Origin of the sequence: Virgifigura deserti (genome assembly GCA_003576685.1) — a bacterium.
GTDB lineage: Bacteria > Pseudomonadota > Alphaproteobacteria > Dongiales > Dongiaceae > Virgifigura > Virgifigura deserti.
On record QOZR01000017.1, the window covers coordinates 1 to 24,752 of the forward strand.

A 24,752-nucleotide genomic window follows, 5' to 3' on the forward strand; every position below is an offset into this window, starting at 1 on the left:
GGAGATCCCCGCCGCCGAGCTCGCCGCCGCCGGGCCGCTCTGGCGCTGGCTCGACCGCCTGCTGGCGCGCTAGGGAGCCCGCCGCCGCCGCCCATGCATCCCGCCGCCTCGGTCATCCTGTTCACCACCCTCTCGGGCGCCGGCGCCGGCCTGCTCGCGCTGCTCGGCCTGCTCGGCCCGCTCGGGCTGCTGCCGGCGGCGCGCGGCTTCGGCCTCGCCGCCTTCGGCCTGGCGCTCGGCGCGATCAGCGCCGGCCTGCTCGCCTCGACCTTCCATCTCGGCCATCCCGAGCGCGCCTGGCGGGCCTTTTCGCAGTGGCGCTCGTCCTGGCTCTCGCGCGAGGGGGTGGCGGCGCTCGCGACCTACCCGCCGGCCGGGCTCTACGCGCTCGGCTGGGTCGGGCTGGAGCGCAATTCGGGGCCGTGGGCGCTGCTCGGCCTGCTCACCGCGGCGCTGGCCGTCCTGACCGTCTACTGCACGGCGATGATCTATGTCTCGCTCAAGCCGATCCAGCGCTGGGCCAACCGCTGGGTCGCGCCGAACTACCTCGCGCTGGCGCTGATGACGGGGGCGCTCTGGCTCCACCTCCTGGTCCGGCTCTTCGCCCTGCCGCAGCCGGCCGTGCCCGGGCTCGCCGTCGCCGCGCTCCTGCTCGCCGCCCCGCTGAAGCTGGCCTACTGGCGGTTCATCGACCGGACGCGGAGCGCCGCCACGCCGGAGAGCGCGACCGGGCTCAAGGGGCTCGGCCCGGTGCGGCTGTTCGAGGCGCCGCACACGCAGGAGAACTACCTGCTGCGCGAGATGGGCTACCGGATCGCCCGCAAGCATGCCGCGCGGCTGCGCCGCATCGCCGCGCTTCTTGCCTTCGCCCTGCCGCTGGCGCTGACCCTGGCCACCCTGGCGCTGCCGCCCTGGGCCGCAAGCCTCGCCGCGCTCGCCGCCGCGCTCAGCGCCACCGCCGGCGTCCTGATCGAGCGCTGGCTGTTCTTCGCCGAGGCCAAGCACACCGTCACCCTCTATTACGGACAGAACGCCGCGTAGGCGCGCTTGGCCCTAACGAAAGCCGAGGATTGGGCCTAGTCTGTGGCGGGGGCGCCGCTTATGGTATTCTGGGGACGGCAGAAATAAACTCGTCTGCCTGATTGGCAGCGCGACAACAAAGGCAGCCGAACGGCGACCATGCCGAACAGGAAGCTGCCACGACCACATTCGATGACTGCCGACCCTCGGGATCAGGCCTGCTGCGGGTACCGGACGAAGCCCTGCCCGCCGCAGGCAGGAATGAGCTTTCATCGCTATGGGAGGCGTAGATGAGCAAGACAAAGATTAGCCGGCGGACGACACCGAAGCGGGCGGGATCAGTGTCCCGCCGGACCCTGCTGAAGACCGCCGCGGCGGCCGGCAGCGTCGCCGCGATCGGCCCATGGTTCATCAAGGATGCCCGATCGTCGTCCGGCAGCCTCGACATCATGATGTGGTCGGACTACCTGCCGCAAGCCTTCACCTCGAAGTTCAAGGAGGCGACCGGCATCACCATCAATCACACGCCCTACGGCTCGAACGAGGAACTGATCCAGAAGATGCGCGCCACGAAGGGCCGCGGCTTCGACCTGATCAGCCCGACGAACGACCGCACCGGCCAGTGGCAGGATCTCGACCTGCTGCAGACCTTCGACATGAACCGCGTTCCGACGGACGCCATCCTGCCGTCCATGCTGAAGATCTCCGAAGGGTTCGCCTGGGATGGCAAGCCGCGGCACCTGCCCTATGTCTGGGGCACCGAGGCGCTGGCCTGGCGGACCGACAAATGGGAGAGCGATTACCAGAACCTGAGCTATGGCGATTTGTGGTCGGATGAGATGAAAGGCCGGATCATGGGCCGCGCGCATTCGATGATGTCCGGCATCGGGCTCTATCTCGACGCGTCTGGCAAGCTGCCGACGAACCGCCTGCACGACGCCTATAAGGACGAGGAGAACATGCGGCGGATCTGGACGGAGATCACCAAGTTCGCCGTCGAGCACAAGCCGTGGGTCAAGCAGTTCTGGAACGACGCCGACGGTCAGATCAACGGTCTGATGCAGAACAACGTCGTCCTCGGCCAGACCTGGGACGGCCCGCCGCTCCGCCTCAAGGCCGACGGCGAGCCGGTGACTTTCATGGCCCCGCAGGAAGGCGCCTTCACTTGGCTCGACGGGCTCTCCATTCCCGTCGGGGCCAAGAACATCGATGAGATCTACGAATTCATCAAGTTCATCTACACGCCGGAGACGGGCGGCCTGCTGGCGAATGAAACCGGCTATAACGCCACCGCGAAGGGCGCCGACGAATATCTCACGGAGACAGCCAAGAAGAACTTTAAGGAGGCCTATCCGGGTGACGCGCTCGACCGTCTGTGGCCGTGGCCGCCGACGCCGTCCTGGTACGCGGAAATCCGCAACGAATATGTCGACAAGTTCGTCGCCGCGTAAGCGGTCCCTTCCCTCCCTCTAGCGCGGGTCCCTCCCCCAGCCCGGCTGGGGGAGGGCCGCGGCGGGAGCCCCCGCTAGAGCGCGATCCGATCAGGTTGGATCAACCTGTTCGGTGAATCGCCCTCTATTTCAAATAGCGAGAGACTGATTCACCGATCACATCGGTCCGATGTGATCGGATCAGGCTCTAATATTCGCTCAGCACCTGTCGCAGCGTCGCGCACATCTCGTCGATATGCTTCTTTTCGGCGATCATGGCGGGCGCGAAGATTCCGGCATCGCCGGTGAATTTGATGTGCAGCCCGGCGGCGAACAGCCGCTTCTGGGCATCATAGCCGCGCGCGCCGGGCTTGTCCGCAGGCGCGAGATCGAAGCCGGCGAGCAGGCCGTAGCCCCGGATATCGGTGATGACCGGCAGGTCGCTCAGCGCGAACACTGACTCCAGCATATAGGACGATAGTTCCTCGGCCCTCTCGAAGAGCCCTTCCCGCTGATAGATCTCCAGGGTCGCGAGGCCCGCGGCACAGGCCGCCGGATGGGCCGAATAGGTGTAGCCGTGGAAGAACTCGACGGCGTGCTCGGGCGCGCTGTCGACGATGGTGTTGTAGATCTTGTCGCTGACCGCCACCGCGCCCATCGGCTGCGCGCCGTTGGTCAGCGCCTTCGCCATGGTGATGATGTCCGGCGTGACGCCGAAGCTCTGCGCCGCGAACGCCTTCCCGGTTCGGCCGAAGCCTGAGATCACCTCGTCGAAGACGAGAAGGATGCCGTTCTGGTCGCAGATTTCCCGCAGTCGCTCGAGATAGCCTTTGGGCGGCACCAGGACGCCGGTCGAGCCGGCGATCGGCTCGACGAAGCAGGCGGCGATGGTGCTGGCGCCGTACAGATCGACGAAGCGCTGTAGGTCGTCGGCCAGCTCCGCACCGGCCGCGGGCTGTCCTTTCGTGAACCGATTCTCCGGCAGCCAGGTGTGGCGCATATGGGCGATGCCGGGCATCACCGCGCCGAAGGTCTCGCGGTTCCGCATCATGCCGCTGAGCGAGACGCCGCCGATATTGACGCCGTGATAGGCGCGCTCGCGCGAGACGAACCGGACCCGCTGGCCCTCGCCGCGAGCCCGGTGATACGCCAGCGCGATCTTGATCGCCGTGTCAACGGATTCGGAACCCGAATTGGTGAAGAAGATGTAGTTCAAATCGTCGGGCGTGATCGAAGCGACCCGGCGGGCGAGTTCGAACGAAGAGGGGTGCGCGACCTGGAAGTGCGGCGCGTAGTCGAGCTCCGTCAGCTGATTCGCAACAGCCTCCGCGATCTCGGGCCGTCCATGGCCCGCCGCGCAGCAGAACAGGCCGGAACTCGCATCGATGATCTGGTCTCCCCGCTCGTTCCAATAATAAAGGCCCTCTCCTTTGACGAGCAACCGGGGCGCCGACTTGAAATCGCGATTGCTCGTGAACGGCATCCAATGATGTTCGAGACTGTTCGCAGCATACCGCATGGGAAACCCTCCAAAGCCAAACGAACGGCGCGACACCGCGCGCTCCGGGCGACCGGCAGTATCGAGGCTATGCGGGAACCATCGGGTGACGTAGGGCCAGTTCGCGTTTTCTTACGGGCCAGGCGGCCGCTCCAAGAGTGTCTAACAGAACTTATTCACGGTCTGCGCCGTTCTCCGGTCGCCGTGGGCTAGGAGGGCGGTGCGACGCGATGCTGGTGCATCGCGAGCGCCGGCCGACACCGTCCCGCGGCGATCGGAGAACGGCCCGTCGGGTTGGCCTGGGCTTGACGCGGGGCCGCGTCGCCGGACCTTGCCGATGCGCCCGGCATCGCCGGCGGCCCGGCTCCTAACCCGCGTCAAGCCCAGGCCAACGCAGACTATGAATAAGTTCTGTTAGACACTCTAAGCCTGGGGCGCCTGCGCGGCGGCTTGCGGCTCGCGGAAGCGCTTCTTGAGCTTGACGGCATCGGCTCCCGGCGCCTGCCTCCTGCTCTCGCGGCGCCGCAGGAGTTCATAGGAGACAGCCCCGACAAGCGTGACGCCGATGATGATGACCGCAAGCGCGCTGAGCGCCGGCGTCGTGCCCATGCGGACCCGGCCGGCCAGCACGGTGGTCAGGGTGCTTTCCGCCTGAATCGTGAAGACCGTCGTGTTGTAGTTCTCGAACGAGGTCAGGAAGGCGAGGACGGCGGCGGAGAAGATCGCCGGCCGCAGGAAGGGAATCAGAATCTGCCAGAAGACCTGGACATTGGTTGCGCCCAGATCGAGCGCCGCCTCCTCCTGCGAGTAGTCGAAGCGCTGCAGCCGCGCCAGAAAGACCAGCATGCAATAGGCGGAGATGAAGGTGGATTGGCCGATGATCGTGAGAAAGATCCCGTCATAGAAGAGCGATTCGTAGTCTGCGTCGAAAGCCGTTCCCATCCTGTCCCAGAAGACCAGGGTCGAGATCCCGAGGATCACCCCCGGCGTCAGAACCGGCGAAACGATGATCGTGTAATAGATCGGGCGCGCACGGCGGTGAATCTGCGTCATGATGATCGCGCCGGCCAGCCCGATCGGCACCGACAGGCAGATTACGCCCAACCCGATCCACAGACTGTTGCCGATGCCCTCCAGCAGTTGGTCGTCCTTGGCCAGTTCGGCGAACCACTGCAGCGTGGTGCCCTCCCACGGGGTCACCTGCGGGTAGGAATTCGCGTTGAAGGCGGTGATTCCCATCAGCACCAGGGGGCCGAACAGATAGGCGAAGAACAGGAGGATGTAGAATCCGACCATCAGCCGGAGGACCGTCTGCGACGTCATCTGGCGATCTCTCCCAGCCCGACCTTGAACAGGCGCATCACGAGCAGGACGAAGAGGATGCAGGCGATGAGCAGGACGAACGCATAAGCCGACCCCTGAGGCCAGTTTCCACCCTGGTAGAACCAGTCATAGATGACCTGCGTGAACCAGAGGCTGCTCGGCCCCCCGAGGATCTGCGGGACGGCGAGCGCGCCCGCCGAGAGCATGAACACCATCGTGCAGCCGGCAGCGATGCCGGGCTTGGCGAACGGCATGACGACGAAGAGGTGAATGTGCCACCAGGGCGCGCCGAGATCGCGCGCGGCTTCGACCTGATTGTGATCGAGGCTCTCGACCGCGTTGTAGATTGGAAACATCATCAGAAGGATGTAGGCGTAGCTCAGGCCGGCATAGAGCGCGACGTCCGCCCGCAGAAAGTCGATCGGCTGTTCGATCAGGCCCAATCCCAAGAGCGCCGTGTTGATCATGCCGCCCGAGGCGAACAGAAGGCGGAAGGCGAAGGCCCGCAGAATCTCGTTGACCCAGAATGGCAGAATGAGCAGCAGCAGCAGAAGCCGCGTCCGGCCGCCACGCGCCACCTGCGCCATGTAGTAGGCCAGCGGATAGCAGAGGCAGAAGTCCAGCAGCGTCACGCAGATGCTGGCGATGATCGTCCGGAAGAAGACTTCGAGGTGAAGCCAGTTCAGCAGCGCCTCGTCGGTCGGCCGGCCGAAGACTAGGTAGCGATAGTTCTCGAGCGTGTATTTGTCGTCGGGACCGCCGATCTCGTTCAGCGGCAGATTCGGCCGAAAGGAGAAATCGACCATATAGAGCTGCGGCAGCACGATCATGAAGACGATCCAGACCGTGACGGCGACCAGCAGATAGCCGGAAAGAAAAAGGCCGTTGCGCCGAACGAACCGCATTCGCGTCAGCTCCCGTCGGTTGCGCCGCCGCGACCCGGGACAAAAGTGTCTAACAACACCCGGCCACGGTCTGCGTTGGCCTGGGTCTTGTTAGACACTCCAAGCGGGAGACGCCGACTACTCACCGGCGAGCGCCCCCTCCGGCAGAACGACGGCGCGTTGCGGGTCGAAGGAGACCACGGCTTCCTCCCCAATCGCGAGGGAGGGAGCACCACCGCTATGCGGCATGAGCAGCATCACCTCCCGGCCGCCCTCGACACGGAGATAGAGGTTGACCGTTGGCCCCTCGAACTCCGCGTTCGTCACCATGCCTCGTATGACGTTAGCCTGCCCGTTAGCCGCCCCGTTGCCGACGACCAGCGCCTCGGGCCGGACGAAGACGATGGCCTTCTCTCCCTCCCGAAGCCCCTGCGGGTTGCGCCCGACCAGGGCCCCCGAGGCGGTATCGGCCACGGCAAATCCCGTTTCGGTCCGACTGACCCGGCCGAAGAAGGGATTGTTTTCGCCCACGAAGGACGCCACGAAGCTGGTCGCCGGATTGTCGTAAACGGTGGCGCCCTGGTCGATCTGCTGCACGACGCCGTCGCTCATCACGGCGATCCGATCCGACATGGTCAGCGCCTCGCCCTGGTCGTGCGTGATATAGATGAAGGTGATGCCGACGCGCTGCTGTATGGTGCGCAGCTCGGTGCGCATATGCTGCCGCAGCTTCAGGTCCAGGGCCGACAGAGGCTCGTCGAGGAGGAGGACATCGGGTTCGACGGCCAAGGCCCGCGCGATCGCCACGCGCTGCCGCTGTCCGCCGGACAGCTCGCCGACTTTCTTGTCGCCCTGGCCGCGCAACGCGATCAACTCGAGAAGCTCGTCCGCCTTCCGCCGCCGCTCGGCGCCGGAGACGCCCCTGACCCTCAAGCCATAGGTGATGTTGTCGGCGACGGACATTAGGGGGAAAAGCGCCAGATTCTGGAAAATCAGCGCCGTTGGGCGCCTGTTCGGCCCGATTCCCCTCATGTCGCGGCCGCCAATCCGGACGCCGCCCTCCGACGGCTCCAGGAAACCGGAAATCGTCCGCAGAATGGTGGTTTTGCCGCATCCCGAGGGGCCTAGAAAGCTGAAGAACTCTCCGTCCTCGACCCGCAGATCCGCGTCGTCGACCGCAACATAGTCGCCGAATCGGACAGTGATGTGATCGAGCTCGACGTCGGCGCTCATCGCGACAAGATCCCCTCGCTTCCCTGTCGGCCCAGGTTCAAAGCCGGGCTCTTGCTTGGATGCTACGATAGAACGGTCGCCGTGGCACCCGCTTATGTCTATTGGATTTTACCATAAGACGAGGTGTCGTCGACTCGGGAACCCTCTATCGCCGCTCCATCCTTTCGATGCTAGACTTTCCTTTCCTACGAGATGTAGTGCCAGTTGAGGAGGTTTGAGCGGGCCAACGGATGCGCGACGAGCTCTTCCACCTTCGGCATGACGGTGAGTCCACGCTTCAGGCGCAGCTCCGCCAGATGCTGGTTTCGGCGATCCTTCAGGGCCAGATCCCAAAGGGCGAGCCGCTGCCGTCCTGTCGGCGGCTGGCGCAGATCCTGTCGGTCGCACGTAATACGGTGACGCTTGCCTATCAGGATCTGGCCGCCGACGGGTTTCTGATCGCGCGGGAGCGGCGCGGCTATTTCGTCAATGAGGAGATCCTGGAAGGTCGCGCCAGCGGCATAACAGCGGCGCCGGCCCATGATACCGGCGCGCCGGACTGGGACTCCCGGTTCCAGGTCACGCCGTCGCGGCAGCGCAACATCGTCAAGCCACAGAATTGGCAGAGCTACCCCTATCCCTTCATCTACGGCCAATTCGATCCCGCATTGTTCCCGATCGCGGATTGGCGGCAATGCTCGCGGCAGGCGCTGAGCGTGGAAGCCGTGCGGGATTGGGCGAGCGACAGTTTCACCGAAGACGATCCTCTCCTGGTCGAACAGATTCGGACTCGGCTTCTGCCGCGCCGAGGCATCCGCGTTTCCCCGGACGAGATCCTCGTGACCGTAGGCGCGCAGCACGCCCTGTATCTGCTGGCGAGTCTGCTGATGGGCGCCGAGACGACGATCGGTTTCGAGGATCCGGGCTATGTCGATGCGCGGAACATCTTCGCGCTCAAGACCGACCGCATTCGCCCGTTGCCCGTCGACGCGCAGGGTATGGTCGCCGACGATGCGCTCGATGGCTGCGATTACGTCTATGTGACGCCGAGCCACCAGTTTCCGACGACAGCGACTATGACGCTCGAACGCCGCATGGCCTTGCTTGATCGCGCGCGACGCGCGGACTTCATCGTGATCGAGGACGATTACGACAGCGAGATCAATCATGTCGGATCCCCGACCGCCGCGCTCAAGTCGATCGATGCGAGCGGCCGCGTCATCTTCCTGGCGAGCCTGTCGAAGACCTTGGCGCCAGGCCTGCGCCTCGGCTACATGGTCGGCCCCAAGGCGCTGATCGCCGAGATGCGGGCACTCCGCCGCCTGATGCTGCGGCACCCGCCGACGAACAACCAGCGGACGCTCGCGACATTTCTGGCCCTCGGACATCACGACTCGCTGATACGCCGCCTCAGCCATGCCTATCGGGATCGTTGGGAGGTGATGCGGACGGCGTTGGAACGCCACCTGCCGACCTGCTCGTTCCATCGGGTCACCGGCGGCACGGCCTATTGGGTCGCCGGACCGCCGGGGCTCGATACCGCGCTCGTTGCCCAGGAGGCGGCGAAACGGGGCGTGCTGATCGAACCCGGTGCGGTCCACTTCATGTCCAAGGCCCCGTCGCACTATTTTCGGCTCGGCTTCTCCTCGATCCCGGTGAACCGGATCGAATCCGGTCTGAGCATCCTCGGCGAGATCATCGACGCCTGCTCCAAACCCTGACCGCGCGCCCTGGCATAGGCGAAAATCGCGAACTGGCCCTACAAGGCGGACCCTCGCCGCAGTGTCATAGGAAGAGCACTGGTCGATGGGAAAGTGCGATTCGGTTTAAGGAAAGGGAACGGTCATGACCCGCATGACGCCGAGCGAAGCATTCGTCGAGACGCTGGTCGCGCATAACGTCAAACATATCTTCGGCATCGTCGGCTCGGCTTATATGGATGCGCTCGACCTATTCGAGCCCGCCGGCATCCGCTTCATTTCCGTTGCCCATGAACAGGGTGCCGGCCATATGGCCGACGGCTATTCGCGGGTCAGCAATCAGCCGGGCGTCTGCATCGCCCAGAACGGCCCCGGCATCACCAACTTCGTCACCGCGGTCGCCGCCGCCTACTGGGCGCATTCGCCGGTCGTGGTGATCACGCCGGAGACCGGGACCAGCACCATTGGGCTCGGCGGCTTCCAGGAAACGGAGCAGCTGCCGATCTTCTCCAAGATCACGAAGTACCAGGCCCATGTCAGCCGCCAGGATCGTCTGGCCGAGCTGACGAGCCGCTGCTTCGACCTGGCGCTGACCGAGCGCGGGCCGACGCAGCTCAACATCCCGCGCGACCTGTTCTACGGCGACGTCGATGTCGAGATCCCGAAGCCGAACCGGGTCGAGCGCTCGGGCGGCGGGCCGAAGAGCCTCGACGAGGCGGCGCAGATGCTCGCCCAGGCCAAGTTCCCGGTGATCGTGGCCGGCGGCGGCATCATCATGTCGGATGGCCAGGACGAGGCGGTCGCGCTGGCCGAATATCTGTCCGCCCCGGTCGTTGCCAGCTATCTGCACAATGATTCGTTCCCCGCCAGCCATCCGCTGATGTGCGGCCCGCTGGGGTATCAGGGGTCGAAGGCGGCGATGAAGATCATCGCACAGGCCGACGTCGTGCTGGCGCTGGGCACCCGGCTTGGCCCGTTCGGCACACTGCCGCAGCACGACCTGGACTACTGGCCGAAGAATGCGAAGATCATTCAGGTCGATTCCGACCACCGCATGCTTGGCCTGGTGAAGCAGATCAGCGTCGGCGTCTGCGGCGACGCCAGGGCGGCGGCGGTCGAGATCCTGAACCGCCTGCAGACGATGAACGAGACGATCGCCGCCCGCGGCAACAAGGACGCCCGCATGGCGGAGATCACCAAGCAGAAATCGGCCTGGGAGACGGAACTCGACGCATGGTCGCTGAAGGACGGCGCGCCGATCGCGCCGCGCCGTGCCCTGCGCGAGCTCGAGAAGGCGATGCCGAAGACCGCCATGGTAACGACCGATATCGGCAACATCTGCTCGGTCGCCAACAGCTATCTCCGGTTCGAGACACCGCGGAGCTTCTTCGCCGCGATGAGCTTCGGCAATTGCGGCTATGCCTTCCCGACCGCGATCGGTGCCAAGGTCGCGGCGCCCGACCGGCCGGCGGTCGCCTATGTCGGCGACGGGGCTTGGGGTATGAGCCTGCAGGAGACGCTGACCTGCGTGCGCGAGAACATCCCCGTGACCGCGGTGGTGTTCAACAACGGCCAGTGGGGCGCCGAGAAGAAGAACCAGATCGACTTCTATGCCGACCGCTATGTCGGGACCAATCTCGAGAATCCGAGCTTCGCCGGCATCGCCCGATCCATGGGGGCCGACGGCATCAAGGTCGAGCATCCCGACCAGATCGGCGATGCGCTGCGCGAGGCGACCGCCTCGAACCGACCGACAATCGTCGAGATCATGGTGACGCAGGAGCTGGGCGACCCGTTCCGGCGCGACGCGCTGAAGAAGCCGAGGCGGATGCTCGACAAGTACAAGGGGTACACCGTCGCGTAGGCTGGCGTGTAGGTTCGGCGTCCGCATGACGGACGAGACGGGAACCGGAGGCCTTCATGCTTCGACAGGCTCAGCATGAGGGCCTCGTCCTGAGCTTGTCGAAGGACGAGGCTTGCAAAAACAGGCTGACCGGTCGCGCCGCAGAGTCGGAGCAGCGGCAATGACCGACCGTCTGCTGGTTCTGAATGCAGGCTCCTCCAGCCTGAAGTTCGCCCTTTACGAACCATCGCCGGGAAATGCCGATCCCGCTCTGACGCTTCGGGGGCAGATCGCCGGCATCGGCGTCTCGCCCCGCCTTCAGGCAGCCGACAGCAGCGGCCGTCCGCTGCCCTTCGAGACTGCCGAAGGGACGGTCCGCAATCATTGCGACGCCTTAGCGCTGCTGCTCGACTGGCTGGGACGGGATCGCGGTGGCGGGCTTGCCGGCGTGGGTCACCGGGTCGTCCATGGTGGCGCGCTCTTCTCGGCACCGATCCGGATCACCCCGGAGGTTGTCGAACAGCTCGCGGCGCTTGAGCCTCTGGCACCGCACCATCAGCCGCATAATGTCGCGGCCATCCGGGCGCTGGTCGAGCGTCTGCCGGATCTGCCGCAGGTCGCCTGCTTCGACACTGCGTTTCACGCGACGCAGCCGGCGGAGGCGAAGCATCTCGGCCTGCCGCGCGGCTATGCCGATCGCGGACTGCGGCGCTATGGGTTCCACGGACTCTCCTACGAATCCGTTGTATCCGGTCTGCCGCACGTCACCCGCGCACCGCTGCCGCGCCGTCTCGTCATCGCCCATCTCGGGAACGGCGCCAGCATGTGCGCCGTCGAGGACGGCCGCAGTGTCGCGACCACCATGGGGTTCTCCACGCTTGACGGGCTGGTCATGGGAACGCGCAGCGGCAGTCTCGATCCCGGCGCCCTCCTCCATTTGATGCGCACCGAGGGCATGAGCCTCGCTGAGGTCGAGGACCTGCTCTACAACCGCTCCGGCCTGCTCGGGCTCTCAGGGCTCAGTTCCGACATGAAGAGCCTGCTTGCCAGCGACGATCCGTCGGCGAGAGCGGCGGTCGCGCAATATTGCTATCAGATCCACCGCCATCTGGGCTCGCTGGCCGCTGCGCTGAACGGATTGGATGCGCTCGTCTTCACCGGCGGCATCGGCGAGAATGCGGCGCCGGTGCGGGCCGCCGTCTGCCGCGACGCGGACTGGCTCGGCATCATCCTCGACGAGGCCGCGAACCAAGCCGGCAGCCCGCTGATCACCGCTCCGGAGAGCCGCGTGCCCGTCTGGGTCATCGCGACGGACGAGGAAATGACCATCGCGCGTCACTGCCGCGCGGCGCTGAAGGGGTGACGGCCCGGAACCCGGTAGTTGTCACTACTTCCGCTTGGTTCCCGCCCGTACGGGGCTGGCGGGCGGCAGGTCCTCTTCGAGAATCGTGATGTGCAGCGCGTAAGAGACTTCGCCTTCCTCCTCGTCGCGATGTAGGACGCCGATGAATTCGTCGCCGACCCGAACTTCGACGGGCGCACCGCGCTTTATCGGCGGATCGATCGCGATACGGTCGTTGGCGAAGGTTCGGCGGAGGTAATCCTGAATTCTGGCAATCTCATTCGTCGTCATCTCGTCCTCTCCTGTGCATAGTCATTGAATCGGAGGACGACTCATCGATCCGGCTGAACCAACCCGATCGGATCGTGCTCTCGTAAACTCAATCTCGTCTGAGCGGCGAAGATAGCCCCACGGCTCCGAAGACGAAAGCCCAGCGGAGCCATTAACTTCCATCTCCGAACGAGGCGCAGCGGCCTGGCACAGATCCCTATCGCAATGGCTCCCGGCGCCGCATCCGACGCGTTGGCCACCTTCAATAGACCAGCCCTCCTTCATTCCATCGGAATCCGGCTGTACTCAACCAGCTCTCCAACGATCAGGTCGATGCGAACGCAAATACTTGGCACTGAAACCGAGTTAACTCATTTTCTTAGCAATGTTAACCAATACACCTGACCTCCTCTGTGCTATGCTTTCTAAAATATGAATGCAGGAGGCGCTGGTGACGGCCACGATCATTCCTCTGAACTTGTCTCGGTTCACTGCGGCCGACGAACGTCTGATGAGCCGCGTGGCGTCGCATCTCGAGCGTCTCGGCTTTGCCATGACGCGGGAGACGGCCGAGGCGTATGACAGTTTTCTGCTGTATTCGGCGTACAGCTGCTGCACGCCGCGGGACGGGTCGATGGTTCCGGCCTGGGTTCTCGTGCGCGACAAGCATGGGCGCTACCAGATTCAGGACGGTTTCGGCAGCGTGTTGTATCGCGGCGTGCGCCTCGACCAGGTCCTGCTTCCCGGCTGGCGGCCGCGGCGGCCTGCGGCGTAGGCAGCGGGCCGAACGGACCCGGCCCGCGGCGCATCCGGACACGCAGAAAGCCCACCCGATCAGCCGATCGGGTGGGCTTTTATCTCGGTTGCGGGCCCCCGATACCACCGACAATCGTCTCCGTTACGGCAATCTTGAATCGAAATGCTGTAGCCGTCCTTACCGCCGTGGCGTCCACCGGCCTCCAATCATTCAGGCTTGGCGGCGGTATTCACATAATGAGCGTTGCCGGGACGTGAGTTCGAGTGGAAGGCCAAATCCGAGCACTACATTGGTGCGTGTCCGATACGCACTCTCGCCGCGACCTCATCAAAGCTTATGCCAGGAGCGTCTTTCGTCCGTGGGTGACCTCAAATGGCCCTTTATGGCTACATATCGCCCTCCTCGGCGCCACGCCGGACCTCACCTTCATTCGATTTCCATTGGTTTCGGCCGCGGCACACCCCATTTATCCTTAATGCTTCCCGAGACATGGTCGCCAAGTCCCCGATCAGCGGCGTTGTCCGCCGACGTAGAGCGGAGCGAACCGGCTCGCTGGATGGATGTAATCCGTTCAGATCCCCACTTCGCCGGCTTGGGAGATGCGACCTGATCGCGCCCGGTCGGCATCTGCGCTGGCCCGGAACGGAGCCTCGGAATCGTGCGATGCCGACGGACAAGGTTCGCCTGGGCCGTAATGTTTCGAGCTTTTCAATTTCCGGAGAACCGTGGTGAAACAGATCACTCTCGCTGCCGAGCAGGGTAATGCCCATGCCCAAAACAATCTCGGCATAATCTTCAGAAACGGTCGCGGCACTCTCAATGCCACGCCGAACGATTACACCGAGGCGGTTAAGTGGTTCCAGAGAGCCGCTGAACAGGGCCATCCCGACGCACAGCACAGCCTCGGTGTCATGTGCAGTACCGGCGAGGGTACCCGCCAGAGCGTGGTGCAGGCTCATATGTGGCTGAGTCTTGCAATGACAGGTCGCCAGGGCGCCAATCGAGAGCTGTCGATCGAAGCACGTGAGCTCGTTGCCCTGAGCATGACGCCCGGGCAAATCACCAAAGCAAAGCGTTTGGCGCGAGCGTGGCAAGCAAAAGCCGAGATCACAGTAGAGGCCTAGGCGCCACTCTGCGAGGAAAGGTTGGCAACCCGCATGCAGGTCTTCGTTCGAGACAATGACGTCAATTCAGCCCTTCGCGTTCTCAAGAAGAAGATGCAGCGGGACGGTACGTTCCGTGAGATGAAGCGCAGGCGGGCCTATGAGAAGCCCTCAGAGCGCAGGGTGCGTGAGAAGACGCAAGCGGTGCGGCGTCACCGCAAGGCCATGCGGAAGCGATTGGAGCGCGAAGGGTACTGAGAACGGCGACGGACAGCGATACGCCCCCTTCGCGGGTGCGGGCAGCGATGTTCGTAAGCGTCCCGTTGAACTCGAGGAGAGTGAGGATGAGCAAGGCAGAGCAACGAAACGGAGACCTCCGACGCGCGGCGGAGGCACTCTGGAGCAAGAACAAGAAACGCAATGAGGAAGTCTTGACGGCGAAAGAGAACGAACGGCGAACGGACGCGCTGAAAACGGCACGGCTGCGCGAGCAGCGCCTGGAGAAGGAAGCCGCGGACAAGAAAGCGGCCGTAAAGGGAATTGGCACCTCTCGACGGAAGCCAGCGACGCCATAACCGGCGAGAAACGCCCCCGCTCCTGTCGAAATCTTGCCTCAGGATATGCGACGGCGCGGGAAATATAGTCCCCGCGGTGCTACAGTGCGGCCGTCAGAAGGAGGATCGATGGCATTCAAACCGAATTACAATCAGCAACGGGCGGAGCGCAATCGCGCCAAACAAGCGAAGAAGGAAGAGAAACTGAAACAGCAACAAGAACGGACGGCTCAGCGCAAGACCGCGAGTGCAGAACCGTCGATCAGTGACGACGCCGAGCACGGATGATGGGCAGAGGCAAAGATTTCCGCAGGCCGCGGCGGCACGGATTCGACGACGACGCGTTTTCGCTGCACGATCTCCCTGAAGTCCGATCGCGGCGTCCGTTCAGCGGCTTTGCAAGCGAGCCCCTGCCGGCCGACGGCCCACCCGTCGCCGCGGTCGTGAAATGGTTCAACGCCGAGAAGGGCTTCGGCTTTGTCGAACTGGGTGACGGTTCCGGCGACGCCTTTCTGCACATCGCGGTGTTGCAGGCGGTAGGGCACCAATCGGTGCCGCCCGGGGCGACGTTGCGTGTCCATGCCGGCCAAGGCGCCAAGGGGCGGCAGGTCACTCAGGTGCTCGAAGTCGACGAAAGCGCCGCCGTTCCTGTTCCCCGCAGGACACCCGCCAGCGCCGAGGCCCGTGGGCGGGAGGCTCCAGACCTGTCGACCGCGATCGAGACGACCGGGACGGTGAAGTGGTTCAATGGCAGCAAGGGCTTTGGCTTCGTCGCTGCCGAGGATGGCGGCAAGGACGTTTTCGTTCATATTTCCGTTCTTGAGCGAGCCGGACTGACCGGCCTCGCTGAGGGCCAACGGGTTTCGATGCGTATCGTCGAAGCGCCGAAAGGACGTGAGGCCGTTTCGATTGCCACGGCCGAATGAGCGCGCGAGCCCTCATCGTCCGTAGCGGGGTCGTGGTGTTGCCTCCGCATCTGCTCACGGCGGTTCAACCAGATTTCCCGCAGTAGCGAGCCAGAGCGCTCCCGGCAGTCGAGCACATGGGCGCGTCCGCACAGGTCCAAGCCCGCTATGCCTGGCGGAGGCTGCGGAACGGCACCAGCTTGCGTCGCTCCTCGTCCCAGAGGGCCAGTCGCGGGCACTTCAGGCTGTCCCAGAGGGTCAGGCGCTTAGCCTCCTGGAACTCCGGGTTCTGCTCGAAGCACTCGCGCAGCCGGTAATTCGGGATCTTGCTGGACAGATGATGGATGTGGTGGAAGCCGATGTGGCCGGTTATCCAGTGCAGCGCCCGGGGCAGGTCATAGAACGAGCAGCCCTCAAGCGCCGCGGCCTGGAAATTCCAGCGGGGCCGGCTTTCCCAGTAGGCGTCCTCGAATTGATGTTGGACATAGAACAGCCACACGCCGATCGAAGCGGCGAGCAGGATCACCGGTAGATAGCCGAGCAGAAGCGGCTTCAGCCCGACGGTCACCGCCGCCAGGACCACAAGCGCGGCGATCGCGCCATTGGTGCCGAGAACGCTGGACCACTCCTGCCAGTGCCGAAGCGGATGGCCCGTCGGAACGCGGTGGCGGATCACGAACTGATAGGCCGGCCCGACACCGAACATGACGAGCGGGTGCCGATACAACCGGTAGAGGAGCCGCCGCCGAGCCGGAAAGGACAGGTACTCGCGCAGCGTGACCGTGGTGACGTCGCCAACACCGCGCTGGTCCAGATTGCCCGAGGTCGCATGGTGGACGGCATGCCTTCGGCGCCAGAATGCGTAAGGCGTCAGCGTGAAGACGCCGAGAACCCGGCCGAGCAGGTTGTTCGCCCAGCGCGAGGCAAAGAACGAGCCGTGCCCGCAATCATGTTGGATCGCGAACAATCGGACCAGCAGCGCCGCCGCGACGGGAGCCAGCAAGAGCGCCGCCTCAATGCCGCGATCAAGCCCATAGAGCATTACGCCCATAGTGGCCAGGAACGGCAGCCCGGTATTCAGGAGTTGGATGATGCCGCGCCTCGTGTCGGGTTTGGCGTAAGGGACGACGATCTGCCGCCAAGAGCGACCGGCCACCGGCGTATCGAAGTCGGAAGTAGTTGCGCGAGCATTCGCGCGGATATCCAGCATGTTTCAATAATCTCTGAGGGAGGTTGTACAAGGCGAAATGGAACCTGAACCGCCGGGGGAGCCGTGGGGAAGCCGCTGGGAAATCGTTCCGCAGTATCTCACGCTGCCCGCCCCACCACGGCGGGTCGAAAGTCGATGATGGATGGAGTCGAATTTGGCGCGCAACGGCGAAACAAACAAGCGGGCCAACCCGAAGCAGATTGACTTCACATAAATGAGAAGCCGGCGACCGTTCCGCAATAGCTGGTCGTCGTGAAGACCGGCTGGTCGCCGCTTCCATGTCACGGCATCTATCAGCGACCGAGAACCGCTTCAAATATCGGCGCCCCCCTTCTTGCGCATTCGGGCACTGCCAATAGGATTCGCTCCAATATCCTGCGTGGAAGACATTCAATCCTGTCAGGACAAACTGGACGGACGCTCCGCACACCTCAAAACTGACACTCACCGCAACCAGCGCCGCCTATCGAGCGCCCCCGATCAACCTGAGACAGCGTCGCCACCGGCGCGCTTTCATTCCTGATCGAGGAAGAAACGGAGCATCTCCCGCGCGGCGTCGGGTCCCCGTGGATCCGTATAGGAACCGATGGCGTTGCCGCCCGACCAGGCATGGCCGCCCCCGTGAATGAGCCAGTGCTCGAGAATCGCCCGCCCGCGCGTGTCGGCATGGAGAATCCGGCTGTAGGCGTGCCCGCCGGGCACCTGACCGCGCTCGACGCGTGTCTGCAGCTCCATGGCCGTGCCTGCCCTCGCCTGCGCGATGACTTGATCGCCGTTGCTGGGATGCACGGTCCTGTCCTGATCCCCGTGGAACACGATCGTTGGGACGATCCGCCGACGCCCCTCGGCGCTGAATGCGCTGCCGGATCGGCCCCCGACGGCCCCACCCTGTCGCATCGCAGCGAACGCAGAGGGAACGTCGGTGGCGGCGCCGGATGCGAGGCCCGAATGTACACCGACCGCAGCGTAAAGGTCGGGGTAGGTCATCCCCATGGTGACGGCGGCGGCCGCACCAGCCGAGAGCCCGGCGACATAGACGCGTTGCGGGTCAACCGCGTAGTCGTCCATGATCTGGCGTGTGATGCCTGCGACCAGCGAGGGCTCGCCCTCGTCGCGCCGCTGGTCGCCCGGCCTGAACCAGTTCCAGCACTTCGAAGAATTGGCGGATGCAGCCTGTGCGGGATAGGCGACAAGGCAGGTGCGCTCTTCGGCGAGCGCGTTCATGCACGTGCCGGCGGCGAAGTCGTCGGGCGACTGGGTGCAGCCGTGCAACATGACGATCAAAGGGACCGCCTGGCCGCGATAACCGCTGGGGATGTAGAGCTTGTAGGCGCGGCTTCCGGCTTGGTTGCTGTAGGACCCCGCAACGAACTGTCCGCCGGTCGGCGTAATGTCGCGCGCCGATGCCGGCGACGGCTGCGCCAGCCCGCCCGTTCCCGGCCCGGTGTCGATTCGCCCGGTACCGATTCGGTTGACCCGTTCGAGAAACCGGCGAAGCGCCCCGGGGACGTTCGGCCGGGCCGCTCCGTCGGTCCTATTGGGGAGACGGCTGTCGGTGCCGACCCCGAACGCAGGCCCGCCGGGTGAAGACGGCCGGTGCTCCGTTACTTCGACTGCCTCGGGCACCATGTCAATGATGTGCGCCGTGCGCTCTGCCGACGCGTCCCTGGCAATGCTGGACGTGGTGTCCGACGCCGGCTCGTCTCGAAGCCTGCCTCGAAGGATGCGTTGCAGGAGCGCCGTCGCTTCGGCAAGCCGGCCTGCGCGGGTGAGGCGCGTCGCCTCGATCATGTCGGGGTGCAGTTTGTGGTTCATGCCTGGAGCGTCCTGTGCTCGGAAACAGCTCGAGCCTCCCCGCGAGGAAGCCTGTTCGGTTTCCCGGTTTGAAATGTCGTTGGTGGAGTCTGGCGGCGCGCCGCGATCGGTCAGCGCATCCGGTCGGCAAGAACGGCCTTGACCGCCGGGCTGGCGTGTAGCGCGCCCAACACGAAGACCGAGTCGATCGTGGCGCGGGCAAGCTCGGGTGGGACATCCATGGCGATGCTGGCAAGGCCCAGTACATGAATCTGGAGCGTCTGCCCGGCCGCTTGCACCGCTTCGAGGTCTTCGCGGCTGTAGTGCCGCAGGCCGAGATCGACGCTTCGTCGAGCGATGGATTGCTTGACCACGTCTGCATGCCGTTCGAGCTGGTTGCGGATGGCGGTACGGATGAAGTCGGTGCGGTTCGAGTAGAACCCCTCCTGCACCATCAGATCGACATGGCCAAGGTCGACATAGCCGAGATTGATTGTGATCTTCTCGCTGTCTCCCGCCTTCGGTCGCAGCTCCTGTACGTTGCTGGCCATCTTTTCACCATCCATTTACCATCCATGTGGATGGTAAATAGGCTGATAGAGGTTCCTGTCAAGGCCATGCACTATGACGCAGCGTGAGCCGGGCGAGCACGTGACCAAGCGGCCGGACAGCGCGGCCGTGTCTCACACGACCCCGGCTTGCCGCAGGGCTCTAACCAACCTGCCGAATGGAAAGGCTCTCAAATGCCGCAGGGCCCGAAGAGCTCTGCAGGACCATGGCGAGTGCGGTGCTGCGGTGCAGGATTTCGACTTGGCCGTAACCCCTCGGTACATCGGTCGGATCATGCTCGTACAAGCCGGCCTTGCCCCATTTGCTCTGAATCCTGGTGGCCGTTCCGCCCTGGACCGCGCTAACGATACCCGAATGCGTGATCACGCCTCCTTTTCGGTAGATCGCGATGTCGCCTACTTGCTGATCGCCATCTGCTCTGAGGATCCATCCTTGCTCGGCCAAGATGCTTTCGACGCGATCCTGTTGGGTCCATCCCCTACCCGCCCCAAAGGTAAATCCGTGGCAGTCGTAACGCGGCGTCGGGTCACCCAAGATCGTAACGGAGGGGTGGCTCGCGACAATGGCGTCGTTGATTGCGTCCATCTCTTCACGCGAAAATGCAGCTTGAGTAGGAGAGGCACCGACCATGGCGGCAGGAGCGCGACTGTCGCGCGTCGAGCTTCCAATATCAGCTGTGAGCGGGACAGGCTTTGGCGCTTCGACATGAGCGGACGCCGCTTGAGCAAGAAGAACAAGAGCGAATGCGAAGAGCGACCGCCTTATCTCCTTTCGTCTGCGCATCGGCAACTCCTGCCTTAGAGTGCCTAATAGACCCTATCGTGAGATCTCAGCCTTGCGTGCCGGCTCGATCTGTCGATTGCAACGCCAGGGCCGGAACCTCTCTCGACCGATGCAAAATAGGGCAATCAGCTACCGGTGACCCACGGGAAGGAGCGAAAATGGGTGGGCTTCTTCACCGAGGCCCCAGCAGGGCCGGAAGATCCGATTCTGATTGCGCCGGAGAACCACGCTGTTGAACCCGGCCTGACCGGCCGCCTGGGCTTCCGCGACCGCCCCCGCCATGGCGGCATGCAATGTGGGATAGGGGCCATATCGTTGATCTTCGCACTGGACATTCCACCCTGAGATCGTCTCGTCGATGAAATAAAGAAGTTCGGGTCTTGCCATTGTGCGCGTCCTCTTGCCTCAAGGCTGCATGGAAAATCGCGGCAGGTTCGGGCGAGGTACACAGTCAATCGCCGGGATCCGCGATTGCGGCTCTCTCGGACAACCGGATAAAGTCGCCGAGGACGGCGGCAATGAGCATCTGGCGGCGTGGATCCCGCGCTTCCGATGTGGCGGCAAAGAGGGTAATTAGATACCGGGCCTTCTCCGCTGCCTCTCGCCAGTTCTGTGCCGGAGCTGCAACAAGAAATTTCTCGAGCTCCTCCTGTCGGACCCGCAGTGCCGCCTGATCGGCTTGGACCTCAGAAAGGCGTCGCCGGATCTCAGTGGCCTCCTGCGCGGCCATGCCGCGATGCGTATCGAGTGCAATCGGATCGTCTGTCATGGTCACGTACCTCCGCAGGTTTGTGCTCTTCGGCCAGGAACGGCCATGGCGGTGGTCACGCCATCGGCTTAGAAAAGCAGGCCGACGAGCAGAACGATGCCAATCATCAGGGCGATCCATGTCCATTCACTGGTGTTGAAAGCCAACCAATCGCTGGTCATCGATTTCATCCGGTCACCCATTCCGCCCTTGAGTCTCGCCATATCCGCCTTCCGAAGCCGGTTGTGGGCTGGTCCTTCGCGATCAGGCCCGGTCCCAGCGAAACCGAACGCAAGATGCCGGCGAAAGGAGAACAAGTCACTCAGGCCCCGGACCTCGCATCCGACTGCGGCGAACCGCGACATCACGCAACCGCTCCTTGAATTCACTCGGCGTGAGACCCGCACTGCGCGCCGCCTGTTGCAGGACATCGTCGATCTGCAAGTCATCGAGGGTCGGTTCCATGGCAAGGCTTCAAGTGATCATGCATCTCCTTCCAATCTCTCCAGAGCCGCGGTCCGCTCCAGCGGATCGAAATCGACGACCCAGCAAGGCCGCGCCGCCGAACTGCGCGGGCCGGAAGATCAAAGTTTCGATCCGGCGATAAGCAGGAGACGAAACGCCCACGAGCAGCTTCTGGTGTGGCTGCAGATGGCTGCGTCGCCGTCGGGGACAGCAATATGAGTCTCCTTCGACGACGCATCACCCTAGACGCAGGAGTCACGACTCCCGTAGCCGATCCTAGGGCCTACTTCTGAGGCGTGGCCTCTGGCTCGGCTTTGCTCGGCTGCAGCTGCGGCTGTTGTGCGGGCGGCGCAACCTTGGTCTTGTCGCCTTCCGGAGTATCGGACCGGGGCAGCGTCTGGTTCTGGTTCATTTGAAAGCCTTTCAACGACACGACAATGATTTGCCGTGGAATCTCAAATTGGGCGATATGCCTTCGGATACAATCATTAAATGAACTTTGCCGAATCAGGAAAACTCGAAATGACATAAAGGCGAGCATTATCAATCTCTTTGATTTTTTTATGATCGAATATTTAACTCAGAGAGCCGATTTTCAGGATCACTTCGCCACATCAGAGGGAAAACGTACCGGCAGTGAAGCGGCGTTTCGTTCGACGTAATGGAGGCGATCCGATAGACTCATTGCATGTGAACGATCTGGCTTGGACAAGATGGATGCTTCCGAATCGGACCAGCCGCGATCCCAAGCAAGCGCAGGCTTGTCACCCGCCCCGAAAGAATGATCCGATGCAGGCGCGTCTTTCCCTTCGACAATTTGCATCGACGTCCGATCGCTTCGCTGATGAGACTGAAGGAACAGCGGAACGCTATCCTACAGAGCGAAACCTGATGCTGGCGCAAGCTTGGCACGCCTGTCTGGAAGAACGGGACAGCCTTGGACCTACATCGGTCGGGTAGGCAGAAGAACTGCGGCCAGCACGCGACGCCCTAGGGGCGCGCGGCGAACCAGAGCGAAAGCAGATTGGCACGACATGCCCAGTAACCAGACTCCCACGCTCAAGAACACGACCTTTGCGATCAAGGACATCTATGTGCCGGCCAAACGTCGGGGGACGCTCGATCCCGCGACCGTGCACGCGCTCGCCGAGAGCATGTTGACGTCAGGTCAGCAGACGCCGATTCTTGTTCGCCGCGACGGCGAGCGTCTTGTCCTTGTGGAAGGACTTCATCGCTTAGAGGCATGCAAGGCACTCGGCGAAGAGACGATTGTCGGTCTCCTGGTCCAAGCCCGGCGGCATTAGGTCCATTCGAAGCGATCGGCGAACGGAGCTCGAGAAGGCCTTTCTCGGCACGGCCAGCGGGAATAAGAGGTGCGCCTGCGGCGAGTCTGTGCCAGGGTGGAGTGGGTTCCTTTAGAACAGCGAGGCCAGGATGGCAACGGTGCGTTGCGGCGCGTGCGGGGCGTCCGTCAAATGTATTCGGACGGCGTTGAACGTCTACCATGTGAGCTACGGCAACGACTTCTATCGGGGATGTCCGAAGGCGCAGGAGCGGGCACGCCAGAATGGTCATTGGTCCACGATCAGGGATAAATGCCCCGACATCGATGCGGCGATCGATCGAGCCGTCCATGATCCCCAACTGTGGTCGGCGCCTGCCGTATAGAGCGAACTCGGAGCCGGTCGACGGCGAACTCAGCACCGTTGGCGGTGCGGGCCGGGCACGCTATTTCTGCTTTTCGAACTCCTGCCGCGCTTCGCTCAGCCGAGCGGAGAAATGCGTGTAGTAGTCCCAGAGGTCGGCGGGAATATCGCGGCGACGGGTGTCGCCGGCGGCAGTCTTCTGCCGCGATGCCTCGGCCGCGAGGATAGCGGCGACGATCTTGTCGACTTGCTCAGTGTCCATGAATGGTTCCCTTGCCGGTGTAAGCGCAAAGAGCCTCTACGATAATTGGGACCGCGTCTCGCCCAAAGCGCGGAGAAAGTTCTCCCGCCACGCCGTAATGTTGTTGCGGCGCAAGATCATCATCATGGCGCGCCAGCGTTCGCATCTCTCATCGAGCGTCATCTGCGCCGCCATCTGCAAGGCTTCGGCGACGGCGTCGGGATCATAAGGATTGGCGATGATCGCGCCATCCAGCTCATATGCCGCCCCGGCGAAGGGCGAGAGAATCAGGACGCCGGGATCACCGGGGTCCTGGGCCGCCACATACTCCTTGGCAACCAGATTCATCCCGTCCCGCAACGGGGTGACGAGGGCGATACGGCTGATACGGAGAAAGCCGCAGAGCGAGCGATGGGAGAAGCTCCTGTTCAGATACTGCATCGGCGTCCAATCGAGCTCCGAGAAGCGACCGGCGATATCACCGGCAAGCGCACCCAGCCTCTGGCGCAAAGCACGATACTCGGGAACGTTGCTGCGCGTTGCGGTGGCGATCTGTAGAAAGCGAACCCGGCCACGGTTCTCGGGATAGCGTTCGAGAAAGCAGGCGAAGGCTTTGAACCGGTGCTCCAGTCCCTTGCTGTAGTCGAGGCGGTCTACCCCGATGATCAGTTGCCGATTTCGGATGCCTTCCTCGAACCGTCGCAAGGTGCGGGACTTTACGGCGGGAACAGCCATTTCGGCGATGGCGTCGGGGTCGACGCCGATCGGAAACACACCGGCGCGGAAGGTCCGGCCAAAGGCACGAATACGGCCGTCGGGTAACACCGCGCCGCTTGCGCCGCGACAGACGGCCTCGTGAAACGCGGTCAAGTCCTCGTTCGTCTGGAACCCGACGAGATCGTAGGCGCACAGCGATTCCAGCAGGCTGTCATAATGGGGAAGAGCAGCCAGCACGCCAAAGGACGGAAAAGGCGTGTGCAAAAAGAAGCCGATCCGCTGCTTGGCGCCAGCACGCCGTAAGTTCTCGGCCATGGGGATCAGGTGGTAATCATGCACCCAGACAAGATCGTCTGGGTGCAGCATCGAAATGAGCGCGTCGGCGAACAACGTATTCACCCGCTGATAGGCAGCAAAGTCCTCGCGGGTGAAGCTCATGAGATCGAGTCGGTAATGAAACAGCGGCCACAGGGCGGCATTGGAAAAGCCGTTATAGTAGCCTTCATAGTCCTTGCGGGGGAGGTCGACAGTGGCATATGTCAGCCCGTCGGCCTTGGTGACCTTTGGCTCCGCTGCTTGCTTTCCGGCGATCTCACCGCTCCAGCCGAACCATATTCCTCCAGTGTCGCGCAGAGCGTCGAAGATCCCGGTGGTCAATCCACCGCTGGCTTGCTTGCCTTTTGCTGGTAACGCGACACGATTCGAAACGACGACCAAACGGCTCAAGCGCATTCCTC

At 63.5% G+C, this 24,752-nt stretch carries 28 protein-coding genes; 13 read left to right on the top strand and 15 right to left on the bottom strand.

Translation table 11 applies throughout. From position 1 onward, the window contains the following. Together DT069_RS22360 and DT069_RS22365 are read left to right on the top strand one after the other, a co-directional pair. Positions 1-1,041 (top strand): dimethyl sulfoxide reductase anchor subunit family protein (locus DT069_RS22360; RefSeq protein ID WP_425450474.1); only part of this gene is annotated, 1,041 nt, incomplete at its 5' end. A gap of 269 nt (positions 1,042-1,310) precedes the next feature. Then, a complete protein-coding gene (locus tag DT069_RS22365; RefSeq protein ID WP_119462568.1) occupies positions 1,311-2,471 on the top strand; it encodes an extracellular solute-binding protein in 1,161 nt (386 codons plus the stop codon). A gap of 187 nt (positions 2,472-2,658) precedes the next feature. Here DT069_RS22365 and aptA read toward each other — a convergent pair whose 3' ends face one another. The 4 genes from aptA to DT069_RS22385 all read right to left on the bottom strand — a co-directional run bounded on the left by aptA (position 2,659) and on the right by DT069_RS22385 (position 7,388). After that, positions 2,659-3,969 carry an omega-aminotransferase AptA gene (gene aptA / locus DT069_RS22370; protein WP_119462569.1) on the bottom strand — a complete coding sequence of 437 codons (1,311 nt, stop codon included), beginning with the start codon at positions 3,967-3,969 and terminating at the stop codon, positions 2,659-2,661. A gap of 402 nt (positions 3,970-4,371) precedes the next feature. Further along, positions 4,372-5,271, bottom strand: a complete 900-nt coding sequence (locus DT069_RS22375) for an ABC transporter permease (RefSeq protein ID WP_119462570.1) — start codon at positions 5,269-5,271, stop codon at positions 4,372-4,374. Beyond that, positions 5,268-6,176: an ABC transporter permease gene (locus tag DT069_RS22380; RefSeq protein ID WP_119462571.1), complete on the bottom strand. Its 909-nt coding sequence runs from the start codon at positions 6,174-6,176 to the stop codon at positions 5,268-5,270. Before DT069_RS22380 ends, DT069_RS22375 begins: the two co-directional genes overlap by 4 nt. A 117-nt stretch (positions 6,177-6,293) precedes the next feature. Further along, positions 6,294-7,388 (bottom strand): ABC transporter ATP-binding protein, encoded by a 1,095-nt coding sequence (locus tag DT069_RS22385; RefSeq protein WP_119462572.1) that lies wholly within the window; start codon positions 7,386-7,388, stop codon positions 6,294-6,296. Between the two features lie 230 nt (positions 7,389-7,618). Between DT069_RS22385 and pdxR the strand changes: the two genes are divergently transcribed. The 3 genes from pdxR to DT069_RS22400 all read left to right on the top strand — a co-directional run bounded on the left by pdxR (position 7,619) and on the right by DT069_RS22400 (position 12,273). Beyond that, a complete protein-coding gene (gene pdxR, locus DT069_RS22390; protein WP_119462573.1) occupies positions 7,619-9,088 on the top strand; it encodes a MocR-like pyridoxine biosynthesis transcription factor PdxR in 1,470 nt (489 codons plus the stop codon). 124 nt (positions 9,089-9,212) lie between these two features. Continuing rightward, the gene (gene xsc / locus DT069_RS22395) at positions 9,213-10,931 is read left to right on the top strand and encodes a sulfoacetaldehyde acetyltransferase (protein WP_119462574.1); all 1,719 of its coding nucleotides are present in this window, start codon (positions 9,213-9,215) and stop codon (positions 10,929-10,931) included. A gap of 160 nt (positions 10,932-11,091) precedes the next feature. After that, the gene (locus tag DT069_RS22400) at positions 11,092-12,273 is read left to right on the top strand and encodes an acetate/propionate family kinase (protein ID WP_119462575.1); all 1,182 of its coding nucleotides are present in this window, start codon (positions 11,092-11,094) and stop codon (positions 12,271-12,273) included. 24 nt (positions 12,274-12,297) lie between these two features. Here the strand turns inward: DT069_RS22400 and DT069_RS22405 are convergent, their stop codons facing one another. Continuing rightward, on the bottom strand, positions 12,298-12,543 hold the full coding sequence (locus tag DT069_RS22405) for a DUF3126 family protein (RefSeq protein WP_119462576.1): 246 nt from the start codon (positions 12,541-12,543) through the stop codon (positions 12,298-12,300). A 430-nt stretch (positions 12,544-12,973) separates the two neighbouring features. Here DT069_RS22405 and DT069_RS22410 point away from each other — a divergent pair, with 430 nt between their 5' ends. The 6 genes from DT069_RS22410 (at position 12,974) to DT069_RS22430 (ending at position 15,862) form a co-directional block, all read left to right on the top strand. After that, a complete protein-coding gene (locus DT069_RS22410; RefSeq protein ID WP_162913374.1) occupies positions 12,974-13,297 on the top strand; it encodes a hypothetical protein in 324 nt (107 codons plus the stop codon). A gap of 710 nt (positions 13,298-14,007) precedes the next feature. Continuing rightward, a complete protein-coding gene (locus tag DT069_RS22415) occupies positions 14,008-14,403 on the top strand; it encodes a tetratricopeptide repeat protein (RefSeq protein ID WP_162913375.1) in 396 nt (131 codons plus the stop codon). A 33-nt stretch (positions 14,404-14,436) separates the two neighbouring features. Continuing rightward, complete coding sequence (gene rpsU / locus DT069_RS22420; RefSeq protein ID WP_119462579.1) at positions 14,437-14,640, top strand: 30S ribosomal protein S21; 204 nt, start codon at positions 14,437-14,439, stop codon at positions 14,638-14,640. Positions 14,641-14,726: 86 nt separating this feature from the next. Beyond that, positions 14,727-14,957, top strand: coding sequence for a hypothetical protein (locus tag DT069_RS22425; RefSeq protein ID WP_119462580.1), 231 nt, complete (start codon positions 14,727-14,729; stop codon positions 14,955-14,957). Between the two features lie 108 nt (positions 14,958-15,065). Next, positions 15,066-15,224, top strand: a complete 159-nt coding sequence (locus DT069_RS24775) for a hypothetical protein (RefSeq protein ID WP_162913376.1) — start codon at positions 15,066-15,068, stop codon at positions 15,222-15,224. Next, positions 15,221-15,862 (top strand): cold-shock protein, encoded by a 642-nt coding sequence (locus DT069_RS22430; protein ID WP_425450475.1) that lies wholly within the window; start codon positions 15,221-15,223, stop codon positions 15,860-15,862. The genes DT069_RS24775 and DT069_RS22430 overlap by 4 nt, the downstream gene beginning before the upstream one ends. A gap of 145 nt (positions 15,863-16,007) precedes the next feature. Here DT069_RS22430 and DT069_RS22435 read toward each other — a convergent pair whose 3' ends face one another. The 7 genes from DT069_RS22435 to DT069_RS25095 all read right to left on the bottom strand — a co-directional run bounded on the left by DT069_RS22435 (position 16,008) and on the right by DT069_RS25095 (position 21,170). Next, positions 16,008-16,997, bottom strand: a complete 990-nt coding sequence (locus DT069_RS22435; protein ID WP_425450476.1) for a fatty acid desaturase — start codon at positions 16,995-16,997, stop codon at positions 16,008-16,010. Between the two features lie 567 nt (positions 16,998-17,564). After that, on the bottom strand, positions 17,565-18,866 hold the full coding sequence (locus DT069_RS22440) for an extracellular catalytic domain type 1 short-chain-length polyhydroxyalkanoate depolymerase (protein ID WP_119462583.1): 1,302 nt from the start codon (positions 18,864-18,866) through the stop codon (positions 17,565-17,567). A gap of 110 nt (positions 18,867-18,976) precedes the next feature. Next, positions 18,977-19,396, bottom strand: a complete 420-nt coding sequence (locus tag DT069_RS22445) for a CopG family transcriptional regulator (protein ID WP_119462649.1) — start codon at positions 19,394-19,396, stop codon at positions 18,977-18,979. Positions 19,397-19,556: 160 nt separating this feature from the next. Then, positions 19,557-20,198 (bottom strand): DUF7689 domain-containing protein, encoded by a 642-nt coding sequence (locus tag DT069_RS22450; protein ID WP_162913377.1) that lies wholly within the window; start codon positions 20,196-20,198, stop codon positions 19,557-19,559. A gap of 129 nt (positions 20,199-20,327) precedes the next feature. Further along, positions 20,328-20,585 carry a hypothetical protein gene (locus tag DT069_RS22455; protein WP_119462585.1) on the bottom strand — a complete coding sequence of 86 codons (258 nt, stop codon included), beginning with the start codon at positions 20,583-20,585 and terminating at the stop codon, positions 20,328-20,330. 64 nt (positions 20,586-20,649) lie between these two features. Continuing rightward, positions 20,650-20,967, bottom strand: a complete 318-nt coding sequence (locus tag DT069_RS22460; protein ID WP_119462586.1) for a hypothetical protein — start codon at positions 20,965-20,967, stop codon at positions 20,650-20,652. Between the two features lie 68 nt (positions 20,968-21,035). Further along, positions 21,036-21,170, bottom strand: a complete 135-nt coding sequence (locus DT069_RS25095; protein ID WP_425450477.1) for a hypothetical protein — start codon at positions 21,168-21,170, stop codon at positions 21,036-21,038. A gap of 196 nt (positions 21,171-21,366) precedes the next feature. Between DT069_RS25095 and DT069_RS24780 the strand changes: the two genes are divergently transcribed. Further along, positions 21,367-21,630, top strand: a complete 264-nt coding sequence (locus tag DT069_RS24780; protein WP_162913378.1) for a hypothetical protein — start codon at positions 21,367-21,369, stop codon at positions 21,628-21,630. A 64-nt stretch (positions 21,631-21,694) separates the two neighbouring features. On the opposite strand, the gene DT069_RS24785 is transcribed toward DT069_RS24780, so the two are convergent. Then, on the bottom strand, positions 21,695-21,952 hold the full coding sequence (locus DT069_RS24785) for a hypothetical protein (protein ID WP_162913379.1): 258 nt from the start codon (positions 21,950-21,952) through the stop codon (positions 21,695-21,697). A gap of 493 nt (positions 21,953-22,445) precedes the next feature. Between DT069_RS24785 and DT069_RS22470 the strand changes: the two genes are divergently transcribed. Beyond that, entirely contained in the window at positions 22,446-22,715 is a 270-nt protein-coding gene (locus DT069_RS22470) for a ParB N-terminal domain-containing protein (protein WP_119462588.1), read from the top strand. Positions 22,716-23,139: 424 nt separating this feature from the next. Here DT069_RS22470 and DT069_RS22475 read toward each other — a convergent pair whose 3' ends face one another. After that, on the bottom strand, positions 23,140-23,319 hold the full coding sequence (locus tag DT069_RS22475) for a hypothetical protein (protein WP_119462589.1): 180 nt from the start codon (positions 23,317-23,319) through the stop codon (positions 23,140-23,142). A gap of 36 nt (positions 23,320-23,355) precedes the next feature. Next, positions 23,356-24,741: an alpha,alpha-trehalose-phosphate synthase (UDP-forming) gene (otsA, locus tag DT069_RS22480; RefSeq protein ID WP_119462650.1), complete on the bottom strand. Its 1,386-nt coding sequence runs from the start codon at positions 24,739-24,741 to the stop codon at positions 23,356-23,358. Positions 24,742-24,752: the final 11 nt, after the last annotated feature.

What these genes read in the sequence shown, in the direction of transcription:
- DT069_RS22365 (WP_119462568.1), top strand. Translation starts at nt 1,311, where the DNA reads ATGAGCAAGACAAAGATTAGCCGGCGGACGACACCGAAGCGGGCGGGA.
- aptA (WP_119462569.1), bottom strand. Translation starts at nt 3,969, where the DNA reads ATGCGGTATGCTGCGAACAGTCTCGAACATCATTGGATGCCGTTCACG.
- DT069_RS22375 (WP_119462570.1), bottom strand. Translation starts at nt 5,271, where the DNA reads ATGACGTCGCAGACGGTCCTCCGGCTGATGGTCGGATTCTACATCCTC.
- DT069_RS22380 (WP_119462571.1), bottom strand. Translation starts at nt 6,176, where the DNA reads ATGCGGTTCGTTCGGCGCAACGGCCTTTTTCTTTCCGGCTATCTGCTG.
- DT069_RS22385 (WP_119462572.1), bottom strand. Translation starts at nt 7,388, where the DNA reads ATGAGCGCCGACGTCGAGCTCGATCACATCACTGTCCGATTCGGCGAC.
- pdxR (WP_119462573.1), top strand. Translation starts at nt 7,619, where the DNA reads ATGCGCGACGAGCTCTTCCACCTTCGGCATGACGGTGAGTCCACGCTT.
- xsc (WP_119462574.1), top strand. Translation starts at nt 9,213, where the DNA reads ATGACCCGCATGACGCCGAGCGAAGCATTCGTCGAGACGCTGGTCGCG.
- DT069_RS22400 (WP_119462575.1), top strand. Translation starts at nt 11,092, where the DNA reads ATGACCGACCGTCTGCTGGTTCTGAATGCAGGCTCCTCCAGCCTGAAG.
- DT069_RS22405 (WP_119462576.1), bottom strand. Translation starts at nt 12,543, where the DNA reads ATGACGACGAATGAGATTGCCAGAATTCAGGATTACCTCCGCCGAACC.
- rpsU (WP_119462579.1), top strand. Translation starts at nt 14,437, where the DNA reads ATGCAGGTCTTCGTTCGAGACAATGACGTCAATTCAGCCCTTCGCGTT.
- DT069_RS22425 (WP_119462580.1), top strand. Translation starts at nt 14,727, where the DNA reads ATGAGCAAGGCAGAGCAACGAAACGGAGACCTCCGACGCGCGGCGGAG.
- DT069_RS24775 (WP_162913376.1), top strand. Translation starts at nt 15,066, where the DNA reads ATGGCATTCAAACCGAATTACAATCAGCAACGGGCGGAGCGCAATCGC.
- DT069_RS22430 (WP_425450475.1), top strand. Translation starts at nt 15,221, where the DNA reads ATGATGGGCAGAGGCAAAGATTTCCGCAGGCCGCGGCGGCACGGATTC.
- DT069_RS22440 (WP_119462583.1), bottom strand. Translation starts at nt 18,866, where the DNA reads ATGAACCACAAACTGCACCCCGACATGATCGAGGCGACGCGCCTCACC.
- DT069_RS22445 (WP_119462649.1), bottom strand. Translation starts at nt 19,396, where the DNA reads ATGGCCAGCAACGTACAGGAGCTGCGACCGAAGGCGGGAGACAGCGAG.
- DT069_RS22450 (WP_162913377.1), bottom strand. Translation starts at nt 20,198, where the DNA reads ATGCGCAGACGAAAGGAGATAAGGCGGTCGCTCTTCGCATTCGCTCTT.
- DT069_RS22455 (WP_119462585.1), bottom strand. Translation starts at nt 20,585, where the DNA reads ATGGCAAGACCCGAACTTCTTTATTTCATCGACGAGACGATCTCAGGG.
- DT069_RS22460 (WP_119462586.1), bottom strand. Translation starts at nt 20,967, where the DNA reads ATGACAGACGATCCGATTGCACTCGATACGCATCGCGGCATGGCCGCG.
- DT069_RS25095 (WP_425450477.1), bottom strand. Translation starts at nt 21,170, where the DNA reads ATGGCGAGACTCAAGGGCGGAATGGGTGACCGGATGAAATCGATGACC.
- DT069_RS24785 (WP_162913379.1), bottom strand. Translation starts at nt 21,952, where the DNA reads ATGCTCGCCTTTATGTCATTTCGAGTTTTCCTGATTCGGCAAAGTTCA.
- DT069_RS22470 (WP_119462588.1), top strand. Translation starts at nt 22,446, where the DNA reads ATGCCCAGTAACCAGACTCCCACGCTCAAGAACACGACCTTTGCGATC.
- DT069_RS22475 (WP_119462589.1), bottom strand. Translation starts at nt 23,319, where the DNA reads ATGGACACTGAGCAAGTCGACAAGATCGTCGCCGCTATCCTCGCGGCC.